Origin of the sequence: Acinetobacter rathckeae, from assembly GCF_015627125.1 — a bacterium.
Lineage (GTDB): Bacteria > Pseudomonadota > Gammaproteobacteria > Pseudomonadales > Moraxellaceae > Acinetobacter > Acinetobacter rathckeae.
In genome coordinates this window covers 270,037-287,145 of the sequence record NZ_VTDO01000002.1, presented here as the reverse complement: position 1 = coordinate 287,145, position 17,109 = coordinate 270,037, and the positions used below count along the sequence as shown (strand labels likewise).

Below are 17,109 nucleotides of genomic sequence, written 5' to 3'. Positions count from 1 at the left end.
TTTATATACGCTTTTTACCTTAATCTATCTTGTAAAGCGAATTATCATAAAACTCACGTGAAAACGTATCCCATTAAGGAGTATCCATGACTGACAGCAGCAATCTACCGATGCCCCTGTCGTTGTCTGCACCAGGTGCAAATCTGGGAGCATATATCAGTAGTGTCAACCAAATTCCCATATTAACGCCAGAGCAAGAAAGAGAGCTGGCGAATCGTTATTTTTATAACCAAGATTTAGATGCCGCTAAAATGTTAGTGATGTCTCACCTGCGCTTTGTCATTCATATTGCACGAACATATGCAGGGTACGGCCTACCTCAGGGTGACCTTATACAAGAAGGTAACCTTGGCCTAATGAAAGCCGTTAAGCGTTTTGACCCAAGTATGGGCGTACGTTTGGTGTCATTTGCAGTACATTGGATTAAAGCAGAAATTCATGAGTATGTGATTCGAAACTGGCGTATTGTTAAAATTGCAACCACTAAGGCACAGCGTAAACTCTTTTTTAATTTAAGAAGTTTAAAAAAATCAAGCAAACGTCTTACACTCAAAGAAGCAGAGTCAATTGCAAAAGACTTAAATGTTACACCTGAACAAGTCTTAGAAATGGAAGGGCGTTTAACATCATACGATGCTGCCTTTGAGAGTCAAAATGACGATGACGATGAGTCTAGCCACTACGTCTCACCTTCACTTTATCTTGAAGATAATCGTTACGATCCTGCTCGTCTTGCTGAAGATGAGGATTGGGAGGAAGAAAGTAACAATGCACTGCATAGTGCAATGAATGACTTAGATGACCGCTCACGGAATATTCTACAACGACGCTGGCTTGATGATGACAAGTCGACTTTGCATGAATTGGCATCTGAATATAACGTGTCAGCAGAACGTATTCGCCAACTCGAAAAAAATGCAATGGAAAAAATTAAAGTCGCCATGTCTTCCAATTAATTCAACGGCATTGACTGATCTAATAAAGTGGTAGCCATAAGTGCTACCCTTTCTTTTTCTGCATGCTTATACTGATGCTCATTATGATAGATTCAAGGACAGCAAAAGATGTGGCTTGCAATTTCTGCAATTAATTTGGCAATAGCCGTGATTTTAGGCGCATTTGGTGCACATGGGCTAAAAACACGTGCAAGTGTAGAACAACTCACATGGTGGCATACATCAACAGAATATTTTTTCTACCACGCAATAGGCCTTCTTGCACTCTCTATATTGGCTAAAGCTGTACCAGCTTTTCCAATTAAAGCCAGCTTTATACTTATTCAAGTCGGCATTTTATTTTTCTGTGGTTCGCTTTATGTCATGAGTTTAGGCTTACCTCGTGTACTCGGCGCAATCACTCCTTTTGGTGGCCTGCTGATGATTTTGGGTTGGTTAACACTGGCTTACCATGCTATAAAATTTAAAGCGTAAATCAGATATCACACTACAACCTTATGGTAGTGTGATTTTTTTACGTCTACGACCAAGCCAAATATGAAATGGGATAAGAACTATCATTAAAATACCCACCCAAATGTGTACTAACTTAACAACACTTATCCAACCTTCTGCACTGTAATACAAACCAATGCCACTAAAAGCCAATAACAGCATAAACACCAGTGTCGGAATGCCTGATTTTACATTGCGTTTGATTTCTAATGAGCGTTGAATATGGATTGGAATCAGTGTTCCAATTAAGATCAGCATTATACTGGCACAAATACCGTGTAATTTTAGACTATATACCGTCAGATCGCTTGGATCATACATTTTCCAATCTTGGCTATATGCAAAATACACCCCCGTGATACTTAAAACCGTCCAAATCACATATAAGGTATATTTTTGAATTTTAGGCAATCGAATTGATGTTTTCACCATTCACTCTCAAATTTTTCTATAATCAATGCTTTCGCACCAAAATGCTTAAAACAAGTGTGTTCGGTATTTTCACTTAGTACCAACACTTTAGTTAAAGCATCTGCAAGCCATGCCTGTGGGGCAAGTACAGTAAAACTTTGATCCGTAACCACGGACTGCTGTGTTAAAGGGTCAATCAAATGTGATACTTGCTGCTGATGGTACATTTTTGTTGCAAAATAACTCCCCGATGTTGCAATTGCGCCATTAGATAAGCTCCCCAAATACTTTACTTGGCTTGGTTGAACAGGGTTACGAATATAAATCGCTTCTTCAAAGTCTCCCATCACTCGTAAATCCCCTCCCGCATTAATGACAACATGTTTAATGTGGTGTTGTCTTAAACAATGTAGTGCTAGATCTACCGCAAAACCTTTTGCAATACCACCCAAATCTAGGCTTAAAGGTGATTTAAATTGAACTCTATTTTGAGACAATAAGATGACATCTTTTTGTGTAGCCCACTGGTTGTTAGTATTGTTATGGGATTGATGTGTAGGTAAAAAACCATAATCCACCAAGATAGGTGCAATACTACAATCAAATAATCCATCTGAGTAATGATGTATTTTTTGAGCACGTTGCAATACTGCATAAATCCAAGGGTGTGTTTGCACTACTGTGGTATGGGCTGTTGCATTTAATTGATTAAGGGCACTATTTTTGTCGTGAAAGCTCATTAAAGACTGTACAGACTCAATGACTTGATAAGCTTGTGATATCGCCACATGTACCCGATCAACCATAAGTTGGCTTTTATTAGGCACATGTACATGGATATCTACAAATGTACCAAGTAATGGACGAGAACGCGTTATTTTAATGATTTTAGTTCCATTGCATACAATGCCATTGCACGGTGCACACCATCGGTTAAATGCTTAGAAGACAATGTTGCACCACTAATATTTTTAATATCTTTACCTAAAGTCAGCGCAGAATTTGAAGTTTTACCTACAAATTGATCACGCCATGATGCATTTCTGACTTGGTCACCATACGTTTCTGTGTATTCCATCACTTCAATTTGTTTAATACTGCCATTGGCGTGAATTCCCACGGCGTAAGTAATCATTTCATGCTTACCAATCACCTGATCTATAATCAGCCAATCCCCTTCTTTGGTTTTATAAATCTGATCTGTTTTGAGTGCAGAGTTAATACCCGAAATTTGTTTAAGCTGTTTAATTTTTTCTGGTGTCAGTTGAATATTTTCCTTTACAAGCATTTGGTTTGGGAAAATAACCTGCTTTACTTGTTCATTGGTAAGATAAATCGTGGCATGTGAAACAATGGGAGTCACAAGTAATGTAGCACCCAAACAAGTTGTCCATTTCATGATGACTAACCGTCTCTATGTTTTTATTGGATCCGTATTTTTAAGAGTGTATCTTAAAAAGCAATTAAAAAATCGTGCAAAAATTAATAAAAAATTAAGAAAAAATGATAATCATTAACACTCAATAAAAAAGAGTAACTAAAATGCGACAATTTTCATTAAGAAAGACGATCTTATCTTTATGTTTGGCATGTAGTGTCAGCAACGTCACCCATGCTGGTGAGGGGCTTTTTGGTTTTTTATATACATTAGACACACAACCAAAAGGTACGTATGAATTTGAGCAACGCGCTGATGTTACTCATGGCCAACAAACTGGCTCATACAATTTAGGCTTGTACCGTACAGCAATAGAATATGGCGTATCGGATGACGTACAAATTGCAGGCTATTTAAATGCATATTCTATACAGGCCAAGAAAAACTATACCAATCCAGACATGTGTGATGGCGATGCAAACCCATGTAATGCAGGCTTTGGTGTACCTTCTAGTGCACATGACGCAGACTCATACAAAAAATTCACTGTTGATGGCGGGTCTTTAGAGCTCATTTGGAGAGCAATCAACCCAGTCACTTCACCAGTCGGTGTTGGGGTATATGTTGAACCAACACTAGGCCGACTAGAAGACTCACTTGAAGTTCGCCTTTTACTACAATCTAACTTCTTAGATGACCGTCTGATTGTTGCACTAAACTTATTATACGAGCCAGAAAAAGAAAAATATGATAATGCTGGAACCATTCGCAACTCAATGGGAGACATTCTATATGGTGCGAGCTACCGTTTTGCACCCAATTGGTCTGCAGGTTTAGAAGGACGCTTACACACAGACCATGATGGCTACTTCTGGAATGAGCATACACAAACGGCTCACTTTATTGGCCCAACAGTACATTACGCTTCACAAAAATGGTGGGCAACTGCAGCATGGCGTTATCAACTTCAAGGTAAATGTTTTGCAGATGGTACTGCCGACTGTGCCACAGGCTACAACAAAGTTTCAGACAACCACGGACGTAACCAATTTGTATTTAAAATTGGGGTTCCATTTGGTTAAGAGTTAACACGCTTCTTAAAAAGCCATATAGATGATGATTCTATATGGCTTTTTTATGACAAAACCATAGAATTTTGAAATACCCAAAAAGGCACTTACATAAAATCTGATATAGGCTCTAGAAAATCGACTGGCATTTCATTTCTGGTTTAAATAACCAACAATTCTAAGACCCTTTGCTTAGACTTCGTTATTAATATGAGCTATTTCTAAGTAACATATGCTCACCCTGCACATAAAAATGTAAATCTGACACAACAAAAGCAAATACCTCTTGCTCTGTGTCCGTTGTCCACTGTTTTAAAATCTCAGGACTTTGAATGTTTTGTACTTTTGCAGGTCTAATTTGGTTCGGCTGAATGGACATATCAATATCTCCTTGCGAAATATGCTCAGCATCATCGCTCCACTGTGACCAAGCATGATCTTGATCGACCAAGAATGTGACCGCCTCATTCCAATCTTTAAACAATGGCTTCCATACGTCAGGCAACTGTGTTTGATCTGTTGTTCTGATTTGGGAGGAAAATGAATACTGATCATCCAATTGAATATGCGTCCTTATTTCATCGGACAGCATATTTCTATTTATATGATGCTCAAACTGTGTTGCCAATTGTGCAGGCATGACATCACTTGCTAAACGCCCCCCAAGCACATAAAGGAACTGGTCAACAATGATTTGCTCAAAGATGACCGTTTTATTGGCGTGTGTTGTGGCTAAATAAAAACGCCAATTACTTTGCTTAGGTGATGGGAACAATTTACGCAACCAACCTAAAAATGCGAAGCCAAAATGATGATGTTGATAGGTCAAAATTGTAAAAATAGTTTTGCCATCTTTTTGCCAAAAAGGTACAAAATGAGGATATTGTGCGGTCACTGCATCAACATCTACCAACCAAGATAAATATACAACATCAGTGACTTCACTTTTTAATTTCAGAAAAGGAATATAATGCATTAACCAACGGCGAACGTGTAGCAATGTTTTACATGTAAACAATCGTAATAAACCATGCTGAATCATCGATAAATATTTGAATTTAATTTGATGTTTATGCATACCACTTCCCCCAAAAAACTTATAACACCAGTGGTATTATTTTTTTAAAAACTGAAATTTAAAGACTTTATAAAAGACAATGCTATCGAAGGAGCATCGCTATAAAATGACTGACCTCTTAGCCTAAAAACCTAAAAAGGCCACTGATAAATAATGACTCACTGCCCCCTATTGCACTTTTCTCTTACTCTAAACTAAAAACCTTGAGTATTTTTATCACTATAAAAACATCTATGCCTCTATTTAAAGCCATTTAACCTTATCTTTTAGCTTGGGGGGGCTTTGTTTAAAATAAAATGAGTACAAAAGATAGCATATTAGATCAAGGTGTCATTTTTATTTCATTTTTTAATCGTGGCGAATTATTATATTTATAAAACAACAATATACACAAAAAAGTTAAATAGAATGCAAATGACTCAAAACCATAATCTAAAAACTTTACCAACCAAGTACAATAGTACTTAAACCCTATTTTCAACCAACATATACACCAAATCAAGTTCAGGACATGTATAACCAAACTGTGTCAGTGCAGCAGTAATTTGGCCTCTATGGTGTGTTGCATGATTAAATACATGCAACAACGTTTGTCCATAAGGTAAACAATACTCAGCTCCTGTAGAAGATATATAGTTTAAATCACTATCTAATAAAGACTCTGGCATAACATCAAGAAATGATTGCCATTGCACTGCTTTTTCTTGCAACCCGATCAATATATCTTGTTTACCCGATAAAACAATTTGGTTTAACCTCAACTGGGGTGGCTCTAATTGGTTAAATCGGGCAAACCACAATGTTTCGCCTACATATAAATGATTGAGTGTGCCTAAAATACTATGAAAAAATAGACCTTTTTCCTGTATAAAATCTTGTTCAGACACCTGCACCAACGTTTCATTTAAACGAGCAGTTGCCCAAATATAATACTGTGCAAAATGCTTTAATGTTGCAATATCCAACTCAATCACCATGTATGCTATGCAAGGTATGAATACAATACTGTCACCAATAAAATGACTGCCATACTCTTAAAGAATATAGATTTTTTAAGCGTGGTATTTAAGATTTGATCTAAATAACTACCTAAAACCAGCCATGGGGTACAACCTAAAATAGACATAACAAACGCAGTTAAAAATACACTGCCATACCCCATGTCTGCTTTTACATAAGTTGCAGCAGCGGCACTACAAATAATCCAAGCTTTGGGGTTAATCCATTGAAATAAAGATGCTGTGAAAAAATTAAAGTCTTTACTTTTTGCATCATCATCTACTAATTTATCATTAATATTCATTTTAAAAATACAATAACAAACATAAAGTAAGAAACACAGGCTCACAACTGCCAAAATATTATGCACATAAATATTTTGATTTAAGTAACCAAGCACCACGCCACTACAGGCAAGCATGATAGAAAATCCAACACAAATGCCTAAAAGTACAGGTATTGCCCCAACAAGACCTGCTCGATGCGTTGCAATAATTAAAATAATATTATTTGGCCCTGGGGTTACCGAGGCAATAAAACAAAAAATAGCCAACCCAAAATACAAACTTAACATAAAACCTCTACCCCATTTAATCCCCTTAGGCTTAACTCATACATCAGCCTAATATCATGAGGTTTCTTAAAAATAAAAAAGATTTACTTATGATGTATTTAATCGTTAGAAAGCGAAGTAACTCTTCATCAATATCTTTAAAAAAATAAATGGGTCAATATTTGTATTGAAATCTTGACCCATCATCATACACAAGCATTTAAGGCAAAATACCTATTAAATCCCACCATGTATTACTTGTCGCCCCCTGATCAGGGAAATACCAATATTGAGCGGTTGTTTTTAGTCGAAATAATAAGTGACCTGAGCGAAAGACCTCGCCAACTTTCCCATAACGATTATTCGCCCCCCACGTTGAATACACTTGTGGCTTTAAAGGCTCTCCTTTAATAAAATGACGACCAATATATTCCCAATCTGCATTACTGCTTTTATCGGTTGGGAAATATCCTGCAGATTTTCTTTTCAGTTTAAAATATTCTACGTCTTTGCTATATGGGTTAGAATAAACAAAATAATCACCAACAATCACGTCACGATCATTACGCTGATCCCACTGAAATAATGGGCGATTTGTCAGATAAAGATCATTAATAATCGGATAACCTAACCCTATAAAACGCCAGTCACTATTAGATACCTCAGTAGTTGGAATGTCTTGCACATGACCTGTTTTTTTAGCTTGCCATAATACAGGATAGGTGTCATTCAGGTTCTTAGAATAAAAAATCCCTTGTCGCACAAAATTTACCGAAGAATCCCACTTTTGCACACCACGATATTGATTTCCAACCGCCTCAACAGCATTATCACGGCCGACATAAGAACTTGACCCTAACGTTGTCGCTGATGTATTCGGTAGCAATAGATCATTTGCACACTCATGGACTTTGCCATACCCCGTGCCATCCTTTGAAGCCAGTTTTGTAGATTTCCCCCAATTTCCTTGAATGGCATAATATGTTGTATTTGCATGTCTCAAGGTATCACAGCGGTAAGGCCCCCAAAAATATTCAAGGAATAATCCGTTTGATTTCTTTAAGCCCCCAAAACTCAGTGGTGTCTCTAACTGACCTAGAATATCGGTGCGATTGGTTGTTAAATCAGTTAAGGTAATCTGCCACCATTGCCCACCTTTATCTTTTAATGTTGGACTTTTTTCAAATCTAAATCGGTATTGATGACCAACTTTCCACGCATACGCTCCTTGAATGGATGAACACTTACCAAACTCATGACAACTCTCCAACTTAGGTAGTGCACCTCCTACTGCATTAAAATACTTACTTTCTTCAGGTTTATCGCCTGTCCATAATGAAACCAATGCTCGTTTTTGACCACGGCTTCGCTGTAACCCTAAATAACCGCCATTGGCTTGTTGAAACGTCACGTATTGTGCAAAATAAACCGATGAGGGTGCAGTCACATCAGTTGAAATATTTTTATACTCTTCCCCTGGATCAACATTAACTCTAAAAAAATAATCTTTTACATCTGGCGTATCATCAACGAGCGTCCATGACCCAGAAGGTGTAAAGCAATGACCTAGGCTTGGGAAAGTTAAGGTCATTAGAAATATAGATAAACATGTTGAAATTTTCATTATTTTCACCAGTATTATATAAGGTACATTTTAATCATTTTTTATTTTCACACGCTGAATACAACACAACTTTTTATAACGATACACCTCAATACAAATATAATGTTGCCCAATTTTTTGCTCAACACATAATAGAGTACATGTATCTATTTAGAGCCATGTACTCACTCATTACAATTAAACAGTCACAGGGGTTAATACTTCACGGCCATCTAAATATGCTTTAATATTATCAGCCACTAAATCAGCCATCGCTTGGCGTGTTTCATAAGTACCACTGGCATAATGAGGCGTCAAAACGACGTTGTCCATGCTCAATAACGGACTATCTACACAAGGCTCAACCTCAAAGACATCTAAGCCCGCTCCTGCAATTTGACCTGTTTGTAGACTATGAATCAGTGCTTTTTGATCAATCACGGAACCACGTGCAATATTCACCACAAAAGCAGTCTTTTTCATTTGTGCCAATACATCTGCATTCAGAATATGTTTTGTTTGGCCTGTACTTGGTAAAGCCAATACCAGTACATCGGCTTGTTTGGCTAATTCATCTACACTGTCTACATAACGGTATGACACATGCGATTTTTTACTACGGTTATGATAAATAATTTCCATGCCTGCAGCTTCAGCACGCTTAGCAATCGCTTCACCAATATTTCCCATACCTAAAATGGCACAAACTTTTCGTGCTGTATTTCGCGTCAATGGATACTCAGCTTTTGCCCACTGTCCTGTTCTAACAAAACGGTCTGCTTGTAAAAGCTGTCTAGACAGTGCATAAGTCATCATCATGGCTGTATCTGCTACACAATCATTCAATACATTTGGTGTATTGGTAACAACAATACCTTTTTTATTTGCATAAGCCACGTCAATGCTATCAAAACCCACACCAAAACTTGCAATAATTTTTAGCTCAGGTAATTGGTCAATCAACGCGGCACGAATACCGACATTATTACTTGTTGCTGCAATTTTAAACTCGTGTCCATGTTGTTTTAGAAATTCAGTCTGGTCTTGTTCTAATGCAAGCTGATGTACTGTGCTAAATGTGGCTTGCAATGCCTGAATATAAATTTCAGATTGCGTACCAATAAGTAATATTTTTGTATCTATTTTGCCAGACATGTTCAGCTCCATTATTTTACAGGTTAGTTTTATTGCTTTATTTGACTATGCCTTAAAAAGTAAGCAGATGCTATATATAAACACTAAAAATGCTCAAAATAAAGTCAAATATAACGAAAGACTAAGCCACACAAAGTGGTTAAAAAATAATAAATTAAATCCTTTTTATTTGATCATGCTTTGCATGTATCTATACAACCTGTTTATTCAACATTATTTATAGTAAAGTCACCTCACATTGTTCTTGTTTTTATTCAATTTAAGGCTTGCTTGTGTCAACACTCAATCAAATTTTTGAAAATATTGCAGCACACACCCCCATGATGCAGCAGTATCTCAATGTAAAAATCCAACACCCTCACAGCTTATTATTTTACCGTATGGGTGATTTCTACGAATTATTTTTTGATGATGCAAAAAAGGCTGCTAAACTACTTGGCATAACACTCACCCATCGGGGGAAAAGTGGCGGTGACCCTATTCCAATGGCTGGTGTACCTTACCATGCTGCAGAAGGTTACTTGGCTCGCTTAGTCAAACGTGGTGAAACTGTTGCCATTTGTGAACAAGTGGGTGAAGTCACAGGCAAAGGCCCTGTAGACCGACAAGTCGTGCGTATTTTAACACCAGGCACACTTACAGATGATGCTTTATTAAACAGCACACAAAGCTCAAATTTAGTGGCTTTAAGTATTAAACAAAATCAAGTTGGTATTGCCTTACTCGACTTAAGCTCAAGTCTTTTTAAAGTACAGCAAATTGAGTTTAAACCCGAATTATTGGGTATTGAACTGTCTCGGCTTATGCCAAGTGAAATTCTAATTGATGAAGATTTAATTGATGAAAACATCATAGATCTCATTAAAAAACAACAAGAGTGTCCAATTACAAAACGCCCAAATGTAGACTTTAATGTCAACAATGCACATAAAACCTTATGTGATCAGCTGAATGTTTCAACACTTGCAGGCTTTGGTATAGACCACCTGCCCCTTGCACAAGCAGCGGCGGCAGCACTAATTCACTACGCCAAAGAAACTCAAAAAACGGCGTTACCACACATTCAAGCCATACAAGTTGAACAAAGCCAAGACTTCATTGCACTAGATCCTGTAACACGGCGTAACTTAGAAATCGTTGAGCCCTTATTTGAACATGGAACCTCTTTATTTGATTTGGTGAATGACTGCCAAACTGCCATGGGGGCACGTTTATTACGCCGTACACTCATGCAACCGCTCAGAGACAGCGCCATACTCGAGCAACGGCTTGATGCGATTCGCCATATGCTTGAGTACGACCATGAAAGTAATATTAGAGCCCCATTAAAACAGATTGGCGACATTGAACGGGTGTTGAGTCGAGTGGCTTTAGGTACAGCTCGCCCTCGTGATTTGGTTTTAATTAGACAAGCATGTGCACAACTGCCTGAGCTTAAACAGACTTTAGAACCTTTACTCAGATTAACGCCATCGGCCAAGCTACTTCAAGATTTAGCCCAAGACATTGGCGATTTTGAATCACTTCATCAATATTTATCTGCTGCTATTGTAGAAGCACCCCCTGTACTACTACGTGATGGGCAAGTCATTGCAGAAGGTTTTGACCCAGAACTTGACGAGCTAAGAAAAATACGTGACCACGCAGGGCAATTCCTCATTGATCTTGAAGTGAAAGAAAAACAAGAAACGGGAATTAACACCTTAAAAATTAGCTATAACCGTATCAGTGGTTATTACATAGAACTCTCACGAGCCCAAGCAGAACAAGCACCAACACACTATATTCGCAGACAAACACTTAAAAATGTTGAGCGTTACATTACGCCTGAATTAAAGTCCTTTGAAGATAAAGTACTTTCAAGTGAGTCACGTGCTTTAGCCCGTGAAAAAATGCTATTTGAGCAAATACTTGAACAACTGCGTGGTCATTTAGGTCAACTTCAGTGTATGAGCAGTGCTATTGCACAGCTCGATGTACTGAGTAACTTTGCTCACCAAGCACGACTTAGACATTGGACTCAACCTGACTTTACTGTAGAAACTGGTATACACATTACCGCAGGTCGCCATCCTGTAGTCGAATCACTCAATAAAAGCCCATTTACGCCCAATAACACTCATCTCGACCACCAACACCGCCTTGCTATTATTACAGGGCCCAACATGGGTGGTAAATCTACCTTCATGCGTCAAACAGCACTGATTACGTTATTGGCACATTGTGGTAGTTTTGTACCTGCTGAACAGGCCCTCCTTGGCCCAATCGATCGTATTTTCACGCGTATTGGCTCAGCAGATGACCTCTCTACAGGTAAGTCTACTTTTATGGTAGAAATGACGGAAACATCACAAATCTTGCACCATGCCACACCACAGTCCTTAGTACTTATGGACGAAGTTGGGCGTGGTACGAGTACTTATGATGGCCTGTCTTTAGCTTGGGCATGCGTACTCGATTTATCGAAACGTATTAAATGTTTATGTTTATTTGCCACACATTACTTTGAACTTACCGAACTTGGTTCAGACCAAAACATAGACAATTATCACGTCACTGCTAAAGAAATAAATGGTAGCCTCATTTTACTTCACAAAGTACAAACAGGCCCTGCCAGTCAAAGTCATGGCTTGCAAGTGGCGAAGTTGGCAGGTATTCCAAACAATGTCATCAAAGAAGCACAAAAAAAGCTCAAGCTGTTAGAAAAACAACAGCTTACAACACCAAGCACAGCACAACAAAGTGACCTATTTAGTCAGATTGAGCCTGAGGTGGTTGAAAAAGTCATCCATGTTGAAACGCCATCACGCATTGATCAAATGCTTCGCGAGTTAGACCTCGATGACATGACACCCAAACAAGCCTTAGAACGACTCTATGCACTAAAATCTGAGCTTCAATAAGACAAAAATCTCGTACTTAAAGCATAATAAGTACGAGATTTAATATATTATTTAATGCTTAGAATATCAGTTAATCGACTTTGTACATGATGCAGGGCTTGGGCATAACCTTGCTCATAGACCTGTGCCTGATGCGTGGCTTCATGCCAATGCTGGGCATATTCTTGCTCTAACTCCTTCATGAAACGTTGTAGTTTTTGTATTTTATGTTTGTTTATATCTTTAGCAATACTCGGTTTATGTCCACCACGTTTTGCGTTTTTGATTTGTTTTTGCTGATTTAATTCTGTTTTGCTATTCATTCGACCATCCATATAAGCCATATCAAGAACATCTCAAACAACTACACTACGAGCATGCAAAAGTTTGTTTAAAAAAATATGACAATGGCTTTTTGTTCACAATTTGAAACATGTTTTAGATGATATTAATTATCATTAATCAGAAAAATTCATATAGAAGTGTCTTATTCATAGATTTTAATAATTAATATCAATAAAAGGAATTGTTAGTTACCCCCTTTTTTGCCTACAATATGACAATCAAGAATTAACACCAAATTTTTTAGGTAGCTGTCGCTATGGCCTTTGTTGTCACTGAAAACTGTATTAAATGTAAATATCAAGACTGTGTTGAAGTATGTCCTGTAGATTGCTTCTATGAGGGGCCAAACTTTCTTGTTATTCACCCAGACGAATGTATTGACTGTGCATTATGTGAACCTGAATGCCCAGCCAATGCGATTTTCTCTGAAGATGAGTTACCTGAAGGCCAAGAAGTGTTTATTGCACTCAATGCAGAGTTAGCAGAGGCAGAAAACTGGACGAACATCACCGAAATTGGTGAACAGCCAGAAGACCGTGATGAATGGAATGGTAAGCCTGATAAGCTACAGTACTTAGAAAAATAATTTGAAAGACCAGTATTTACTGGTCTTTTTTATTTAGCACCCAATTAATCATTTTTCTATTTCAAATATCACGTAAACTACGCTCAAGTCACCTTCTCTTCACTTGATCTACCCATATGACTGCATTGCCACGTAAAAAGTCGTTTTTGTGTTTTACACTGCCATTCCTGCTTCTGTCTTGTGAGTCAATACAAACTCCTATTACAACTCAGCATAATGAGCCATCTAAACTGCTCGTCAGTAATAGTATTACAACAATAGATTTAAAGCATGCTGTTGTCATCAGCAAAGCCATACCCAATAGTTACACACAATGGTTAGCTGAGAAAAACCACGCTCAACAAGTCAGTGCCTACGAAAACTTTTTAGCAAAACACCATGTTGCCAATGTTGTACCCTCATTTGAACTATTTCGCACAGCAAGAGATTGGCAAAAATGTGCCAGTCAAGAGTACGCTGTACCGAATCAAGAGCTTTGGCCAAATCAAGTTGCCACCCTCAAAGTATTAAAACAACTTATAGAACAGCACATACTTAAAGATTTTGAAGTAACGTCTGTATACAGAGACCTTCCCACCAACCAATGTGCAGGTGGTGCGAATGAGTCACGACATCTATATAATTCGGCCATTGATTTTAGAATTGGCCCTGCAACGCCACAAGACGCTGACTTAGAGCAGATTGCATCAACAAAAGTTGAATTGTGTAAGTTTTGGCAAAAATATGGTGCAAATCTTAATCTTGGTCTAGGCGTGTATGCCTCTGGACAAATTCATATAGATACGCAAGGCTATCGAACATGGGGTACGCTTTTAAATCACAAGACATCTACATGTACGCTTTAACGTAAGGGGGATATTATATGGGTCATCGGTTTAGTCATTTTTTACTTAGCCCAGAATTACTGCCATTTCATGTCTGTGTTGTGAGCCTCATTACCATGAGTGCCATTGAAACCATTGGTTTTTATTTTGGCAAACAACCGCTGTACTTTCTAAAACCTGTTATTCCGAGTCATTTATGGCGTAGCTTTTCATCGGTAAAGTTCTCAAAAGTACTGATTGTCCTGTTCTTTTTACTAAATTTTAGCTTTGCAGGCTACTTTGTACAATTCGCTTATTTTGCCTATCAGCAAAGCTTTAGTACCATGCTATATGTATTACCACTGGCTACCGTTATAGGTACGTTTTTTACTGTATTTATGGTGCATTGCTTAAACCAAGTCATCACACCACGTTATCGCTATAAAGCCCCCAATTTAGTAGGAAGACTGGCAACGATTTCTAATGGAGAGGCTTCAACTCATCGTCATGCTGAAGCAAGAGTGAGAGATGAATATGGTCAATTGCATTATATTCAGGTCTATGCTGACTTTGGTACAATTCCAATTCGTAGCCAAATTATTATTGTTAAAGCATCTAATCAATTTTATATCGCAAAAAAAATAAGTGATTCTCATCACTTATTTGATACGCAACACATCACTCAGTAGCAGTGAGCTTACCCACTGCTATGACTCCAATTTAATGTGATGATTTTACTGAGTCTGTACTTGTTTTCGCTGAGGCTGTTTGACGACCCATTGCAAAGTGATTAAAGAAAATATTTAAAAATACAGCAACAATACAGGTTGTACTAATTCCTGAATGAAATAGCGTTTGTACCCATTTAGGGAAGTGCATAAAGAAATCACCATTAATGATTGGAATCATGCCTGCTGAAATAGCAACAGCAACAATAATAAGATTTTTCTGCTCACGGAAGTCAACTTGTGCCAAGGTGCGAATACCACTTGCTGCCACAGTACCAAACAACACTAGCCCTGCACCGCCAAGTACAGGTGTTGGAATTGCTGCTACAAAACGCCCCATAATTGGTAACAAGCCAAGCAACACCAAAATAACACCACCTGCAGCAACCACAAAACGGCTTTTAATACCCGTAATGGCAACCAAACCTACGTTTTGTGCAAATGCACTTTGCATAAATGTGCCAAAAAATGGTGCAACTGCTGAGGACAACATATCTGCACGTAAGCCATTGGCAATACGTTTTTGATCTGCTTCTGTCCCTACAATCTCACTGACTGCCAAAATATCTGCAGTGGTTTCTGTAAGTGTAACAATCATAACAATACACATGGCAATAATGGCAGGTATTTGAAATGTTGGCATACCAAATTCTAAAATGCTTGGAAACGCAATCCAACTGCCTGTTGTAACTTTCGAAAAATCACAAAAACCAAGCAAATAGGCAAAAATTGTTCCAAGTACAATTGAAGACAAAACAGCCAAACGGCGTATCGCAACTGAGCCAAATTTACTTAAAATTAATAGAATCACTAAAGTCATGGCAGCTAAACCAAGGTTTTCTAATGAGCCCCAATTCGGTGCTTTACTATTGCCACCCATGACCCATCTTAACGCAACAGGAAGCAGTGATAGCCCAATAATGGTGATAACACACCCTGTGACGACAGGTGGAAAAAATCTTACAATTCTTGCAAAAAATGGTGCAATAACTAAACCCACAATCGCACTGGCAAAGACTGCGCCTAAAATGGCTTGAAAACCACCACCAGATGTACCAATGGCAATCATGGTTGCTACACCTGCAAAAGAGACCCCCTGCACTAAAGGCAGTTTCACCCCAAACCATTTCACCCCAACGGTTTGTAGCAAAGTTGCCAAACCACCCACAAATAATGATGCCGTAATGAGCATGCCAATTTGGCTCGCACTTAAACCGACAGCTGAGCCAACAATTAATGGAGGTGCAACAATCCCACCGTACATGATTAATACATGCTGTAAACCATAGGCAAAGCTTTTCCCAACTCCTAAATATTCATCTTCTGGTGAAGAAAACCCTTTTACTTTGCTCATGAAAACCTTCTATTTTTGTTTATTTCATGTAACAACAGAAGCAATAGCTATGCCAACCATCTTTAAAAAGCGATGTAGACTATGGTCTAGCTTTGAATAGTTCGTGAAAATCAGTCATTTTTTAATATATAAGACGTAATTTTGTTATAATAACGTGACTTTGATTACTTTGTTTTCCTGTGAAAAAACAGCATCAACGCCTACATATTCCTATCGGTTCACACTTAATTGTGAAACATTTGGGCTATAGCCACCACGGTATATATGCTGGTCGGGGGCGTGTTATACATTACTCAGGGTTTGCCCACTTATTTAAAAAACGTCCGATAGAACTGACGCAATTTTGGCAGTTTTCACATGGCAAACACGTATATATTCGTACATATAAAAATCCCAAATTTTCAGGTAAAGCGGTAGTACGGCGTATGCGTTCACGTATGCATGAAAACCAATACCATTTAATTATTAACAACTGCGAGCATTTATGTAGTTGGGCGATTACAGGGATAGAAAGTAGTCCACAAGTGGTTAAAATGATGAACAGACTCACGACCATTGGCTATGTCAGCTCACTCATGAGTTACATGAACGGTCTATTTATTACGATTGCGACCGCCTGTTTTGCACTGGTACTTTATATCAAGAAAAAACTACATGATAAAAGCAAAAGTATTCGACAAAAAAACTACCCTAAAAAATAAGGGCCTTTTAAC

The 17,109-nt window shown here is 38.1% G+C and carries 18 protein-coding genes; 8 read left to right on the top strand and 10 right to left on the bottom strand.

Features of this window, described 5'->3' with window-relative positions:
• Positions 1 to 86 precede the first annotated feature (86 nt).
• Positions 87 to 956: an RNA polymerase sigma factor RpoH gene (gene rpoH / locus I2F31_RS04815; RefSeq protein ID WP_195773527.1), complete on the top strand. Its 870-nt coding sequence runs from the start codon at positions 87 to 89 to the stop codon at positions 954 to 956.
• 108 nt (positions 957 to 1,064) lie between these two features.
• Complete coding sequence (locus I2F31_RS04810; RefSeq protein ID WP_195768396.1) at positions 1,065 to 1,430, top strand: DUF423 domain-containing protein; 366 nt, start codon at positions 1,065 to 1,067, stop codon at positions 1,428 to 1,430.
• 21 nt (positions 1,431 to 1,451) lie between these two features.
• Here I2F31_RS04810 and I2F31_RS04805 read toward each other — a convergent pair whose 3' ends face one another.
• From I2F31_RS04805 to I2F31_RS04795, 3 genes are read right to left on the bottom strand one after another with little or no spacing between them, the layout of a single operon-like run.
• A complete protein-coding gene (locus I2F31_RS04805) occupies positions 1,452 to 1,883 on the bottom strand; it encodes a DUF4405 domain-containing protein (protein ID WP_195768395.1) in 432 nt (143 codons plus the stop codon).
• On the bottom strand, positions 1,877 to 2,740 hold the full coding sequence (locus tag I2F31_RS04800) for an FAD:protein FMN transferase (protein ID WP_323127563.1): 864 nt from the start codon (positions 2,738 to 2,740) through the stop codon (positions 1,877 to 1,879). The genes I2F31_RS04805 and I2F31_RS04800 overlap by 7 nt, the downstream gene beginning before the upstream one ends.
• Positions 2,737 to 3,261, bottom strand: a complete 525-nt coding sequence (locus I2F31_RS04795) for an FMN-binding protein (protein WP_195768393.1) — start codon at positions 3,259 to 3,261, stop codon at positions 2,737 to 2,739. Before I2F31_RS04795 ends, I2F31_RS04800 begins: the two co-directional genes overlap by 4 nt.
• Positions 3,262 to 3,404: 143 nt before the next feature.
• Here I2F31_RS04795 and I2F31_RS04790 point away from each other — a divergent pair, with 143 nt between their 5' ends.
• On the top strand, positions 3,405 to 4,322 hold the full coding sequence (locus I2F31_RS04790; RefSeq protein ID WP_195768392.1) for a DUF6662 family protein: 918 nt from the start codon (positions 3,405 to 3,407) through the stop codon (positions 4,320 to 4,322).
• A 193-nt stretch (positions 4,323 to 4,515) separates the two neighbouring features.
• Here I2F31_RS04790 and I2F31_RS04785 read toward each other — a convergent pair whose 3' ends face one another.
• From I2F31_RS04785 to I2F31_RS04765, 5 genes are all read right to left on the bottom strand, one after another.
• The gene (locus tag I2F31_RS04785; protein ID WP_195768391.1) at positions 4,516 to 5,388 is read right to left on the bottom strand and encodes a DUF2071 domain-containing protein; all 873 of its coding nucleotides are present in this window, start codon (positions 5,386 to 5,388) and stop codon (positions 4,516 to 4,518) included.
• Positions 5,389 to 5,852: 464 nt separating this feature from the next.
• Positions 5,853 to 6,365, bottom strand: coding sequence for a DinB family protein (locus I2F31_RS04780; RefSeq protein ID WP_407647859.1), 513 nt, complete (start codon positions 6,363 to 6,365; stop codon positions 5,853 to 5,855).
• Positions 6,366 to 6,370: 5 nt separating this feature from the next.
• Entirely contained in the window at positions 6,371 to 6,961 is a 591-nt protein-coding gene (locus I2F31_RS04775; protein ID WP_195768390.1) for a LysE family translocator, read from the bottom strand.
• A gap of 199 nt (positions 6,962 to 7,160) precedes the next feature.
• Positions 7,161 to 8,564, bottom strand: coding sequence for a hypothetical protein (locus I2F31_RS04770; RefSeq protein WP_195768389.1), 1,404 nt, complete (start codon positions 8,562 to 8,564; stop codon positions 7,161 to 7,163).
• A 177-nt stretch (positions 8,565 to 8,741) separates the two neighbouring features.
• A complete protein-coding gene (locus tag I2F31_RS04765) occupies positions 8,742 to 9,698 on the bottom strand; it encodes a 2-hydroxyacid dehydrogenase (RefSeq protein WP_195768388.1) in 957 nt (318 codons plus the stop codon).
• A gap of 320 nt (positions 9,699 to 10,018) precedes the next feature.
• Between I2F31_RS04765 and mutS the strand changes: the two genes are divergently transcribed.
• Positions 10,019 to 12,601 (top strand): DNA mismatch repair protein MutS, encoded by a 2,583-nt coding sequence (gene mutS / locus I2F31_RS04760; protein ID WP_195768545.1) that lies wholly within the window; start codon positions 10,019 to 10,021, stop codon positions 12,599 to 12,601.
• 47 nt (positions 12,602 to 12,648) lie between these two features.
• Here mutS and I2F31_RS04755 read toward each other — a convergent pair whose 3' ends face one another.
• Positions 12,649 to 12,903, bottom strand: a complete 255-nt coding sequence (locus I2F31_RS04755; RefSeq protein ID WP_195768387.1) for a hypothetical protein — start codon at positions 12,901 to 12,903, stop codon at positions 12,649 to 12,651.
• A 278-nt stretch (positions 12,904 to 13,181) separates the two neighbouring features.
• Between I2F31_RS04755 and fdxA the strand changes: the two genes are divergently transcribed.
• The 3 genes from fdxA to I2F31_RS04740 all read left to right on the top strand — a co-directional run bounded on the left by fdxA (position 13,182) and on the right by I2F31_RS04740 (position 15,003).
• Positions 13,182 to 13,511 (top strand): ferredoxin FdxA, encoded by a 330-nt coding sequence (gene fdxA / locus I2F31_RS04750; protein ID WP_195768386.1) that lies wholly within the window; start codon positions 13,182 to 13,184, stop codon positions 13,509 to 13,511.
• Positions 13,512 to 13,627: 116 nt separating this feature from the next.
• On the top strand, positions 13,628 to 14,356 hold the full coding sequence (locus I2F31_RS04745) for a D-Ala-D-Ala carboxypeptidase family metallohydrolase (RefSeq protein ID WP_195768385.1): 729 nt from the start codon (positions 13,628 to 13,630) through the stop codon (positions 14,354 to 14,356).
• Between the two features lie 17 nt (positions 14,357 to 14,373).
• The gene (locus I2F31_RS04740) at positions 14,374 to 15,003 is read left to right on the top strand and encodes an OB-fold-containig protein (RefSeq protein WP_195768384.1); all 630 of its coding nucleotides are present in this window, start codon (positions 14,374 to 14,376) and stop codon (positions 15,001 to 15,003) included.
• A 31-nt stretch (positions 15,004 to 15,034) separates the two neighbouring features.
• Here I2F31_RS04740 and I2F31_RS04735 read toward each other — a convergent pair whose 3' ends face one another.
• Positions 15,035 to 16,396 (bottom strand): nucleobase:cation symporter-2 family protein, encoded by a 1,362-nt coding sequence (locus I2F31_RS04735; protein WP_195773526.1) that lies wholly within the window; start codon positions 16,394 to 16,396, stop codon positions 15,035 to 15,037.
• Positions 16,397 to 16,602: 206 nt separating this feature from the next.
• On the opposite strand from I2F31_RS04735, the gene I2F31_RS04730 reads away from it, so the two are divergent.
• Positions 16,603 to 17,097 carry a lecithin retinol acyltransferase family protein gene (locus tag I2F31_RS04730; RefSeq protein WP_407647863.1) on the top strand — a complete coding sequence of 165 codons (495 nt, stop codon included), beginning with the start codon at positions 16,603 to 16,605 and terminating at the stop codon, positions 17,095 to 17,097.
• The last annotated feature ends 12 nt before the right edge of the window (positions 17,098 to 17,109 follow it).